An 11,661-nucleotide genomic window follows, 5' to 3' on the forward strand; every position below is an offset into this window, starting at 1 on the left:
CCAACAACAGCTACAAAGTTTATCTTTTTTGCATAGATAATCTTCTCATTTTCTAATTAACAAATTTTCTAATTAAAAATTACCTCTTCAAAGAAAAATGACCTCTGAAAACAGGCATAGTATTGTCAATTTTTAAGGTATACCAATAATCGGATGCCGGGAGTGATGCTTTATTAAAAGTACCGTCCCAACTCATTTTGGAGCCATTGAGTTTTATGATTAGTTTTCCATAGCGGTCAAAAATAGTAGCTTCGGCGTGAGGATAATTTTCCATTCCGGTCACTTCCCAAAAATCATTGTAGGAATCGTTATTTGGTGTGAAAAAAGCAGGAAAAATCAAAACAATAAAATTCTGATTAACTTCATTAATATTGCATAGATTGTTTTTTGCTCTCACATATGCAGTTTGCAATCCACCGGGCACATCATAAAAAATATTTGAAGACTGGTAATTTTGACCATCTACCGAAAATTCAAAATAATCTTCGGTATTTGCCAGATTAATACTGATAGTTCTTTCATTGACATTAATATTTTTGATAATTGGTTTTTTATATTCAATTACTGTAATTGTTTTTGTGCTGGTACAATTTTCAGGTGCCGGACTGGTTACTTCTACAGTATGAGTTCCGGAAGCCGAAACGGATATGGTTTGTGTTGTTTCTCCTGTTGACCATTTATAAGTAACTCCGGTTATTTTAGCATCCAGCAAAACTGTTTGGTTTTCACATAAAACAACTTCTTCATCTGTAACTACAGGAGGAGTATATACAATTATATCCACAGGAGTACGAATAGGATTAATACAGCCGTTATTTGATGCTTCGGCGTAGTAGGTTGTATTTGTCGAAAGTACAGGTGTTTTAAAATTATTTCCATTATATAAACTTGTGCCGCCAGTTGAAGTGGTAAACCAATTTATAATGCCAATATTTGAAGTAGCTTGTAAAGTGACACTTGCCGAACCACAAATATAAACAGGAGAAGAAGTAATTGGAATTTCAGGTGTAACATTTATTGTAGCAACAACAGGTTTTCTATTGAATTCGCAGCCTGCATTTACATAATAAGTTGTAGTTGTACTTATTACAGGAGTTGAAAAAGAGTTTCCGGTGGCCAATAAATTACCCCCGGTTGCGGCATCATACCAGCTAATTGTTCCTGCGTTAGCAGTAGCTGTGAGGGTTAATATTCCCGAATCACATCTTGAATTTGGAGTTGTGCCGGTTATTTGAGGAATTGTAATTGTTGTACTCGCCGAAATTTGTAGAGTTGGATCTCCGGGCATTCCTCCGTATTCCACGATATATCCTTTAGGGTAGTAGTTTCCCGGTGGATCTCCTTGTTCTGGAAGATCGTTCCAGGTTCCTGGGTTTCCTACTGCCGAAGAAGTTATGTGAGCATAATCTTCACCGTTTGGCTTGGTTGAATTTGTAGTGTCGTTAGGTTCATTAGGAGCATTCCAATTCGCATAATAAAAAGGAGCTGTTGTTGTTCCGTTAGTTTTTCCCATCCAGAAAGTAGTTCCTGCTTCTGGTCCGGTAACCCATTTCCACACTCCTTCTGTTTCGGCATCACTTCCACCAATCCATCCTGTTCCTGGCGCTTGCGCTCCGGCTAACTGTGCTTCATCAGCGGCTGTTAAAGTGGCTAAATAGCCTTGTAAGCCATAATAGCTTCTGGCTGCAGCTTCGTTTTTAGCTTTTGTCCAATTAATACCTGAAGATGCAATATATTCATAATAATGACCATTGCTGGGTAAATAACTAAGTTGTCCCGCACCTAAGGTAATCGAAAAATTTCGGGTTCCGGAAGGTGAAGCAGACGAATTATTGAATTCTACATCTTTAATGGCAGCTATAAAATCGAGATAGCTAATTGGTACACCGGTTGGACTGTATAATTTCAGTTTTCCTGCATTAATATCCCAACTTGTTGTAATGGTAGGATGTGACAAAGGATTAGCAAGTGTTAATACATCCTGTCCGTTTACATAACCAGTTGAAATTTGAATATAAGTAGCATCGGTATCGGGCTCAGCGGGATCATTTGTAATAGAAATGGTTTCGACTATTTTTAAGGACGTTCCTTGGCAATAGGTCTGATTTCCTGTTGCGGTAATTACTGGAGGATTAATCACATTGGTGGTTTTGGTATAGTCTTCAGAAAAACTTGATGCGGCATCTTTAGATATTGACCAATTGACATCAGAATATGCTTTATTATCGACTTGTATACAGGTTAGGTTTGGGTTGAATTTTGAACTAAAACCTGCTATAATACTGTTATTGCCGTTTTTTAAATTAAGAGAGGTTAGTGAATTGTTACCACAATATAAATAAGTCAAAGCCGTATTTTTAGTAACATCCAAACTACTTATTTGATTTTGACTACAATTTAACTCCATTAATGCCAAAAAATCCTGTATGCCTGTTAAATCAATAATAGCTTTATTTGGAACATCCAAATTAGCAATCCCACTCACCTTGGCTGTAAGTACCCTGCCATCAATAGTGCCGCTATCAATCCCTAAATCAATCAATGCTTGTTCAAAATTTGGATCAGAAATCAATGTATATTGAGATAAACAAAAAAAACTGGATAAAAATAAAAACAGCAAAAACGTTTTTTTCATGGCAAATTAATTTTGGAAACTCTTTTTAGTAAAAGTAGCGAAGAGATTTCTAAAATAAGTGCTGTGAATTGGCTTTTTTGTTTAAAAAATCATAATTTTTACAGATATCACAAATTCCAATTGATTTTTTTAAATAAATCCCAAACAACTATCCCGGCGCTTACGGAAATGTTTAAAGAGTGTTTGGTGCCTAATTGCGGAATTTCAATACATCCGTCACAAATAGCAACGGCTTCCTGAGAAACTCCATAAACTTCATTTCCAAAAACTAAAGCATATTTTTGATTTTTTTCCACTTTAAAATCCTGAAGAAAAATGGAACTTTCCACTTGCTCGATGGCTAAGGTTTGTACTTTTTCTTTTTTTAGATTTTCAATAACTTCCAATACGCTCTCATGATGTTCCCAAATTACAGTTTCGGTTGCGCCAAGAGCAGTTTTGTTTATTTCTTTATTAGGAGGAGTAGCTGTAATACCGCATAAAATTATTTTTTCAATCAAAAAAGCATCAGCAGTTCTAAACACAGATCCAATATTGTGCAGGCTGCGGATATCATCCAATACTAAAATTAGAGGTGTTTTTTCAGATTTTTTAAAATCTTCAATAGACTTTCTGTCTAACTCGTTATTTTCAAGTTTTCTCATTTGTGTTGAATTCTGGTCATAAAAAAAGCTTCCAAAGATAAGGAAGCTTTTTCGATTATTTTATTTTGTTCAGATTAGCTTTTTGCCGGATCCGGTAAAACTGTACCTTTAATTGTTAATGTTTTTGTAGGCTGTCCTTCAGCATTAGAAGTAACAGTTACTGTTTTTGTAAATGCACCAACTCTGTCAGTAGCATATTTTACACCAATCACACCTTTTGCTCCCGGAGCAATTGGTTCTTTTGGAGTTGTTGGCACAGTACAACCACAAGATCCTTGCGTGTTAGTAATGATTAATGGTTTTGTTCCGTTGTTTACAAAAACAAACTGGCGGTTACCATCAGCATTGTGAGCAATAGTTCCGTAATCAATTGTTTCGTTTTCAAAAACCATTCCGGCTCCCTGAACTTTAGCAACTTTTGCCGTAACAGCTTTTTTAGTGCTTTGAGCGTTAGAAGCTGTAATTCCAACTACAGCTAACATAGCGAATAAAATTATTTTTTTCATCTTTAAAGAGTCTTTTTAAATTATGAACAAATCTATATAAAAATCTTATATCAGAACTTAAAATATTCTTAAAATATTTTAATTTTTGAAGCTCTTCTATATTCTTTTAAAATATTATAAATTCGCTGTCATAATTTTCATTTAAAAACATACTAATTTGGGAGCGAAAGAGAAAGTGGTGAAGGAAACACCCTTGATGAAACAGTACAACGAAATCAAGAGAAAATATCCTGATGCATGTCTGCTTTTCAGGGTAGGGGATTTTTACGAAACCTTTGGAGAAGACGCTGTCAGGGCTTCTAAAATTCTCGGAATAACATTAACCAAAAGAGGGGCAGGTTCTGAAACTGAAACCGCATTGGCAGGTTTTCCGCATCATTCTATCAATACGTATTTGCCAAAACTGGTCAAAGCCGGACTCCGTGTAGCAATCTGTGATCAGCTTGAGGATCCGAAAATGACCAAAACTATCGTTAAACGTGGTGTTACCGAATTGGTTACACCGGGAGTTTCCCTGAATGATGAGGTTTTGCAATCTAAATCCAATAACTTTTTAGCGTCAGTTTATTTTACTAATAAAAATATCGGAATTTCATTTTTAGATGTTTCCACAGGTGAATTTTTAACGGCTCAGGGAAATGCAGAATATATTGATAAATTACTGCAGAATTTCAATCCGAGTGAAGTTTTAGTTCCGAAAAATAATAAAAGTGATTTTAAAGCTGCTTTTGGAGATGATTTTCATAGTTTTTATTTGGAAGACTGGATTTATAAAGAAGATTATGCAGTAGAAACTTTAACCAAACATTTTCAGACGGTTTCCTTAAAAGGCTTTGGCATCGAAGAATTAAAAGAAGGAATTGTTGCTTCAGGAGCTATTTTGTATTATTTATCAGAAACACAGCATAATCGTGTGCAGCATATCACTGCCATTCAGCGAATTGCCGAAGATGCCTATGTCTGGATGGACCGTTTTACGATTCGAAATTTAGAATTATATCACAGTTATAATCCAAACGCAGTAACACTTTTAGATGTTATTGATCGTACGCTTTCGCCAATGGGAGGACGTTTACTGAAACGCTGGCTGGCCCTTCCTTTAAAAGATCACAATAAAATAAAAGGACGTCATGACGTGGTTTCCTATTTGAAATCGAATTCGGAAGTTTTGCATAATATCCAATATCAAATTAAACAAATTTCAGATTTAGAACGTTTGATTTCTAAAATTGCTGCCGGAAAAGTTTCGCCCCGTGAAATTGTTTATTTAAAAGAATCCCTGGATGCTATTATTCCAATCAAAACCCTGGCGCTCGAAAGTCCTCAGGAAGCTGTAAAAGTTATCGGCGATAGTTTGCATGCCTGTGATTTGTTAAGAGAAAAAATCAAAACAACCTTAAATCAGGATGCGCCGGTTGCGATTGCAAAAGGGAATGCAATTGCAAAAGGGATCAGCGAAGAATTAGATGATTTACGGGCTATTTCTACTTCAGGAAAAGAATATTTAGAAGGAATCGAAAAAAGAGAATCGGAGAATACGGGGATTTCTTCTTTGAAAATATCATTTAATAATGTTTTTGGATATTATATTGAAGTTCGAAATACCCATAAAGATAAAGTGCCGGCAGAATGGATCCGTAAGCAGACTTTGGTAAATGCTGAACGTTACATTACCGAAGAATTAAAAGAATATGAAACGAAGATTTTAGGTGCTGAAGAAAAAATCCATAAAATTGAAACAGAGCTTTTTGAGCAATTAGTTGCCTGGATTGCAACTTATATCAAACCGGTTCAGATGAATGCGTATTTAGTAGCGCAGCTGGATTGTTTGTGCTCGTTTACACAGTTAGCAATCGAAAATCAATATGTATGTCCTGAAATTGATGAAACTTTTGAGCTTGAAATAAAAAACGGCAGACATCCGGTTATTGAAAAACAACTGCCTGTTGGAACTCCTTATATTGCCAATGATGTTTTCTTAGATAGGGAAACACAGCAGCTTATTATGATTACAGGACCAAACATGTCTGGTAAGTCAGCTATTTTGAGACAAACGGCTTTAATTGTTTTATTGGCTCAAATGGGAAGTTTTGTTCCTGCAGATAGTGTCAGAATGGGGATTGTTGATAAAATCTTTACGAGGGTAGGGGCTTCGGATAATATTTCGATGGGAGAATCTACTTTTATGGTTGAGATGAACGAAACGGCTTCTATTCTGAATAATATTTCAGATCGAAGTTTGGTATTGCTTGATGAGATCGGAAGAGGAACCAGTACCTATGACGGAATATCTATCGCCTGGGCTATTGCCGAATTTTTGCACGAGCATCCATCAAAACCGAAAACCTTATTTGCAACGCATTATCATGAATTGAATGAAATGACAGAATCACTGCCGAGAATTCAGAATTATAATGTTGCAGTAAAAGAATTAAAAGATACGGTTCTGTTTATCAGAAAGCTGGTAAAAGGGGGAAGTGCACATAGTTTTGGAATTCACGTGGCAAAAATGGCAGGAATGCCTCAAATTGTAATTTTAAAAGCACAGAAGCTGTTAAAGAAATTAGAGAAGAACCATTCAAGTGATGCATTAAACGGAATAAAACCTGCAAATGATGAAATGCAAATGAGTTTCTTTAATTTGGATGATCCTTTATTAGAAGAGATAAAAGAAGAGATTCTGAGCCTCGATATAAATGCGATCACACCTGTCGAAGCACTCATGAAGCTGAATGAGATTAAAAGAATGCTAAACAGGAAATAGTTTTTAGTTTTAAAGTTTAGGTTATCAGAAGGTTATAAAATAAGTGTGATTTTTTTTCAAAAAAGACTTGTTTAATTGAATAAATGTCCTAAATTTGCATCCGCAATACAGAACAAGTCAAGTGTTGCAGTTCTTATCAGAATTTGAAACGCGAAAATAGCTCAGTTGGTAGAGCGCGACCTTGCCAAGGTCGAGGTCGCGGGTTCGAGCCCCGTTTTTCGCTCAAAACCAAAACACTCGGATGGTGTTTGATTTAATTAATTTTTTTAAAAAATTAGCTAAAAAAAATACTGAAAGATATAATGCTCGGATGGTGAAATTGGTAGACACGCTGGACTTAAAATCCAGTGAACAGCAATGTTCGTGCGGGTTCAAGTCCCGCTCTGAGTACTAAAGCCTCTTCTTTTTGAAGAGGCTTTTTTTATTGTATAAAATCTCAGTTCTAAAGAATATATTTGCAAAGCAAATTTCAAGTAAATCTTAGTTAGTCTAAAATCAACAATCTAAAATCTAAAATTGTAAATGGGTGCTTTTGTAATTAGTAAAAGATTTAATGATGAATATAAATTTGTATTTACTTCCAGGAAGGGGAAAGTAATTTTTACAAGCCTGAGTTATGAATTAAAGTTTGAATGCGAAGAGGATATTGAAAAGTTTAAAATAAATACAGAGCAGGCTAAGTTTTTAAAATTTAAAGGCTCGGGAGGAAAGTATTTTTTCAAATTAATGTTGGGCGAGGTTCATTTCGCGACAAGCCGTAAATACACAACAGAATTGCTTTTACAGAAAGGAATTAAGGAAATTGTATTGTATGCTTCAAAAGCGGAGATTTTGGACTTCTCATCGGGTGATTTGATTTTTGAAGACGAAATAGTCAATAACGAAGAAGTTGTTGAATAAAAAAAGAGCATTTTGATTTAAATCAAAATGCTCTTTTTTTTATTACTACTGATAAAATTAAATTTTTATCAAAAAAAAAACCATCGCATTGATGGTTTTAAAATCTTTAGAACCGGGTTCTAATTATTTTTTTACTTCTTTAGCAGCTTCTTCAACTTTTGCAGCAGCAGAATCAACTTTTGCAGCAGCAGAGTCAACAGTTGCAGCAGCAGAATCAACTACAGCAGCAGCAGAGTCAACAGCAACAGCAGTAGAATCTACTGGAGTTTCAGCTGCAGCGTCAGCTTTTTTACAAGATACAACAGTTAAAACAGCAACAACAGCTAAACTTAAAAATACTTTTTTCATCTTACTTTATTATAAAAGGTTAATTATTAATTCGAGGCAAAGATATAAATTTTTTAATATGTAAAATATTTTTTTATTTTTTTTTTAAAATATTTTCCTTCGCCTTCGATTACGCTAATTATCAAATAACATGCCAAAAGAAGGGAAATTTGCTATTTTATTGTATTTTTCGTGTAAATTAATTTCTGTTGAATATCGCTGAATAAATTGGCAATTTTTGTTCTTCGATTTGTGATTTATTTTGCTTTTGCCTAAATATTCTGTAATGCAATGAAATAAAATTGAGCTTATGTTGTTCGTTTTTTTAAATAAAGCAACGTTTATAGAATGGTTTTTCTTGTTTTTTAGATTAGGAAATTACTTTCATAATGCGATTTGTAGCTCCTTTGTTGTCTTGTATATATGATTTGCAAATTTGTCCTTTCTCCTTTAAGGAAATTTGATCAGTAATAAGGTGGTTAAAAGCTTCCTTTAATTCTTTCTGGTCCGAAATAACAATACAGCCGCCAAGATTTACCAATTCAGTTGCTTCTGCAAAATTTGAATAATTAGGTCCGATAACAATTGGAATTCCAAATGCAGCCGGTTCTAAAATATTGTGGATACCCGGATTTCCAAACCCCCCACCGACGTAAGCAATGGTTCCATAGCTGTAAATTTTGGTCAGCAGGCCAACGGTATCAATGATAAAAACAGTGTAATCAGCGGGATTTTTATTTTCTTTTTCGGAGAATAATAATGTTGATTTTGTAATTTGAGATTTGAGATTCAGTATTTGATCCGATTTTATATTGTGAGGAGCAATGATGAATTTTATATTTTCAGAAGCCTGATTGATATAATTAATCAGCAAAGCTTCGTCTTTGGGCCAGGAACTTCCAATGATAATTGTTGTTTGATTGTTTTTAAAAGTGTGTATAAAATCTAATGAATTGTCTCTTTCTAAAATGGCATTTACACGATCAAAACGTGTGTCTCCCGAAACAATTACATTATGAAATCCGATTGCTTCAATTTTTTCTTTTGAACTTTGATTCTGAACAAAGAAATAGGTAAAAGTCTTCAGTGCTTTTCTGTAGAAACCGCCATACCATTTAAAGAACATTTGATTATTTCTAAAAATTCCTGAAATTAAATAGACAGGGATTTTATTTGTTTTAAGTTCTTCTAAATAATTGAGCCAAAATTCATATTTGATAAAGAAAACTAACTCGGGATGAACTAATTTAAGAAAACGTTTTGCATTCTTTTTTGTGTCTAAAGGCAGATATACAGTTACCTCAGCGACAGTATTGTTTTTGCGGACTTCATAACCTGACGGGGAAAAAAAAGTAACAATAATTTTATGTGAAGGAAATTTTTCTTTGATTTTTTCGATGACCGGCAAGCCTTGTTCGTATTCACCCAATGATGCGGAGTGGAACCAAATTGTTTTGTCCGAAGGTTTAATTCTTTCTTCAAGAACAGCAAAAACATTTTTTCGGCCTTCCACAAAAAGTTTGATTTTCGGACTAAAAAGTGCTATGATTTTTAGAAAAAAACCGGCAATAGAAATGACTAAATTGTATAAAAAAAGCATCTGTTTAATTTTGCTGCTAAATTACATTTCTTTCGATTATTTTCATTGGTTTGAAGGTATTAAATAACTATTTTTGTTCTTCGTTTTAAAGATTAGGTTCTGAATCTAAATCTTTAGTTTTAAATAAAGAAAGATAAATGAAAAAAATTCAAATGGTTGACTTAAAGAGTCAATACGAAAAAATAAAAACTACTGTTGATGCTTCGATTCAGGAAGTTTTAGATACAAATACTTATATAAACGGGCCGTTGGTTCATCAATTTCAAAAAAATCTTGAAGATTATTTAGGGACAAAACATGTAATTCCGTGTGCAAATGGCACTGATGCTTTGCAGATTGCCATGATGGGATTGGATTTGAAACCTGGAGATGAGGTTATTACGGCTGATTTTACTTTCGCGGCTACTGTAGAGGTAATTGCTTTATTGCAGTTAACGCCTGTTTTAGTCGATGTTGATATGGTTAATATGAACATCGATATCGATGCAATTAAAAAAGCAATTACACCAAAAACCAAAGCAATTGTTCCGGTGCATTTATTTGGCCGTGCTGCCAATATGGATGCTATTATGGAAATTGCCGCTGAACATAATTTATATGTTATTGAAGATAATGCACAGGCAATTGGAGCTGATTATATTTCTAAGACAGGGACAAAAAGCAAAGTTGGTATTATAGGCCATATTGCAGCAACTTCATTTTTTCCATCTAAAAACTTAGGCTGTTATGGAGATGGAGGAGCAATTTTTACGAATGATGATAAGCTGGCACATAGTATTCGCGGAATTGTAAATCATGGAATGTACGAGCGTTATCATCATGATGTTGTGGGTGTAAATTCACGTTTAGATAGTATTCAGGCCGGAGTTTTAAATGCAAAATTACCTTTGTTGGATGAATATAATGCAGCTCGTCGTTTAGCAGCTACTAAATATAATACAGCTTTTGCAGGCCATAAAAATATTATTACGCCAAAATTTGATGCAAACGAAAATGATCACGTTTTTCATCAGTATGTTTTACGAATTGTTGATGCTGACCGTAACGGATTAATGCAATATTTGCTTGATAAGGGTATTCCTTGTGCAATTTATTACCCAATTCCGCTGCATTCGCAAAAAGCATACGCAGATTCTCGTTATAAAGAAGAGCAATTTCCGGTAACGAATCAATTGGTTCAGGAAGTAATTGCTTTGCCTATGCATACGGAATTAGATGATGAACAAATTAAATTTATTACTGATTCTGTTTTGGAATTTTTAAGTAAGTAAACGAAAAGTTCCTCCATAATATTAAAAACCCAAATTATCAGTTTTGATGATTTGGGTTTTTGTTTTTAATCTACTTTTTTAAAAGTTAAAAGTTTTCCGGATGAATTCGAAAGTATCAATCGATTGTCTTTGATTGAATATGTGGTGGTATTTTTAAGTGTTTTTACAAATTCATCTTCCTTATTGTTTGTACAAGCCATTAAAGTAGAAGTTATATTATCGAATCTAAGTAAATCTTTCTCAAAAAATAAACTTCCGCTAATCGAATTACAGCCTCCAAATCCCATGAATTTGTTTTCTTCAGCATGAATCTCAATTCTTGGTAATTCTTTTTGATAATCAGTAACAAAAACTTTGTATCCGTTTAATTCTTCCAAAACCCAGATATCATGCAGTCGGTAATCGGTAATATATTTTCCGCAGCCATCGGTTTTCTTAAAATCAGTATCGGAGTCATTTTTAATTTCAATGGAAACTTTATAAGGAAAAATTACTCCGGACATAGAATTCTGGCAATCAATTTGCTGAATAGAAATTGTTGCCTTTGAAGCTGCATTTTTTACTTTGTACATTTTTACATTAGCATCCGTTACCCTTGTGGATTTAACGGACGAAAAAACAAGCTTTTCTTTTCCTTTTATCAGAGAAGTAAAAACAATTTCGTCATTTCCGATTTTCAATTCCCAGAAAGGTTCGTTTCCGGTTGCCTTAAAATAATTTGTTGCATCGGTATCGTCTGATTTATTTTCAGAAGAGATGTCTGCTTTTATTTGAGGATTTTTTGCGGCTTTGGATTTGCAACTACATATTAAAGAGATTATTATCAATAAAATTAGATACTTTTTCATAACAGATATGTTTTAGTTGTAGAAAAGTTTTAGTGGTATTAAACTTCATTTAATGAAATGCTTTGAAGTCTGTTATTCAAATTTAAGAAAAATAATACATTCATCATAAGGAGCTGAAAATTCAAAAATATAAAAAAGTGAAGTACTTATTAGTGTTACGATAAAA

General features: G+C 33.9%; 9 protein-coding genes and 2 tRNA genes. 5 read left to right on the forward strand and 6 right to left on the reverse strand.

Annotated elements, in window-relative coordinates:
• Window positions 1-79 precede the first annotated feature (79 nt).
• From ACEN92_RS18105 to ACEN92_RS18115, 3 genes are all read right to left on the reverse strand, one after another.
• The gene (locus ACEN92_RS18105; protein WP_495639732.1) at window positions 80-2,635 is read right to left on the reverse strand and encodes an Ig-like domain-containing protein; all 2,556 of its coding nucleotides are present in this window, start codon (window positions 2,633-2,635) and stop codon (window positions 80-82) included.
• Between the two features lie 107 nt (window positions 2,636-2,742).
• Window positions 2,743-3,279, reverse strand: coding sequence for an RNA methyltransferase (locus ACEN92_RS18110; RefSeq protein ID WP_495639733.1), 537 nt, complete (start codon window positions 3,277-3,279; stop codon window positions 2,743-2,745).
• A 74-nt stretch (window positions 3,280-3,353) separates the two neighbouring features.
• Window positions 3,354-3,785 carry a DUF1573 domain-containing protein gene (locus ACEN92_RS18115; RefSeq protein WP_495639734.1) on the reverse strand — a complete coding sequence of 144 codons (432 nt, stop codon included), beginning with the start codon at window positions 3,783-3,785 and terminating at the stop codon, window positions 3,354-3,356.
• Window positions 3,786-3,942: 157 nt separating this feature from the next.
• Between ACEN92_RS18115 and mutS the strand changes: the two genes are divergently transcribed.
• The 4 genes from mutS to ACEN92_RS18135 all read left to right on the forward strand — a co-directional run bounded on the left by mutS (window position 3,943) and on the right by ACEN92_RS18135 (window position 7,449).
• Entirely contained in the window at window positions 3,943-6,549 is a 2,607-nt protein-coding gene (gene mutS, locus ACEN92_RS18120) for a DNA mismatch repair protein MutS (RefSeq protein ID WP_495639735.1), read from the forward strand.
• A gap of 150 nt (window positions 6,550-6,699) precedes the next feature.
• Window positions 6,700-6,772, forward strand: a tRNA-Gly gene (locus ACEN92_RS18125).
• An 81-nt stretch (window positions 6,773-6,853) separates the two neighbouring features.
• Window positions 6,854-6,939 (forward strand) — tRNA-Leu (locus tag ACEN92_RS18130).
• A gap of 132 nt (window positions 6,940-7,071) precedes the next feature.
• On the forward strand, window positions 7,072-7,449 hold the full coding sequence (locus tag ACEN92_RS18135; RefSeq protein ID WP_495639736.1) for a DUF1508 domain-containing protein: 378 nt from the start codon (window positions 7,072-7,074) through the stop codon (window positions 7,447-7,449).
• Window positions 7,450-7,572: 123 nt separating this feature from the next.
• Here the strand turns inward: ACEN92_RS18135 and ACEN92_RS18140 are convergent, their stop codons facing one another.
• Entirely contained in the window at window positions 7,573-7,797 is a 225-nt protein-coding gene (locus tag ACEN92_RS18140; RefSeq protein WP_495639737.1) for a PG1828 family lipoprotein, read from the reverse strand.
• Between the two features lie 349 nt (window positions 7,798-8,146).
• Window positions 8,147-9,376, reverse strand: a complete 1,230-nt coding sequence (locus ACEN92_RS18145; protein ID WP_495639738.1) for a 3-deoxy-D-manno-octulosonic acid transferase — start codon at window positions 9,374-9,376, stop codon at window positions 8,147-8,149.
• Between the two features lie 137 nt (window positions 9,377-9,513).
• On the opposite strand from ACEN92_RS18145, the gene ACEN92_RS18150 reads away from it, so the two are divergent.
• The gene (locus ACEN92_RS18150) at window positions 9,514-10,647 is read left to right on the forward strand and encodes a DegT/DnrJ/EryC1/StrS family aminotransferase (protein ID WP_495639739.1); all 1,134 of its coding nucleotides are present in this window, start codon (window positions 9,514-9,516) and stop codon (window positions 10,645-10,647) included.
• Between the two features lie 65 nt (window positions 10,648-10,712).
• On the opposite strand, the gene ACEN92_RS18155 is transcribed toward ACEN92_RS18150, so the two are convergent.
• Window positions 10,713-11,495 (reverse strand): META domain-containing protein, encoded by a 783-nt coding sequence (locus tag ACEN92_RS18155; protein ID WP_495639740.1) that lies wholly within the window; start codon window positions 11,493-11,495, stop codon window positions 10,713-10,715.
• Between the last annotated feature and the right edge of the window lie 166 nt (window positions 11,496-11,661).

The organism is Flavobacterium sp. Flavsp81 (assembly GCF_059491325.1).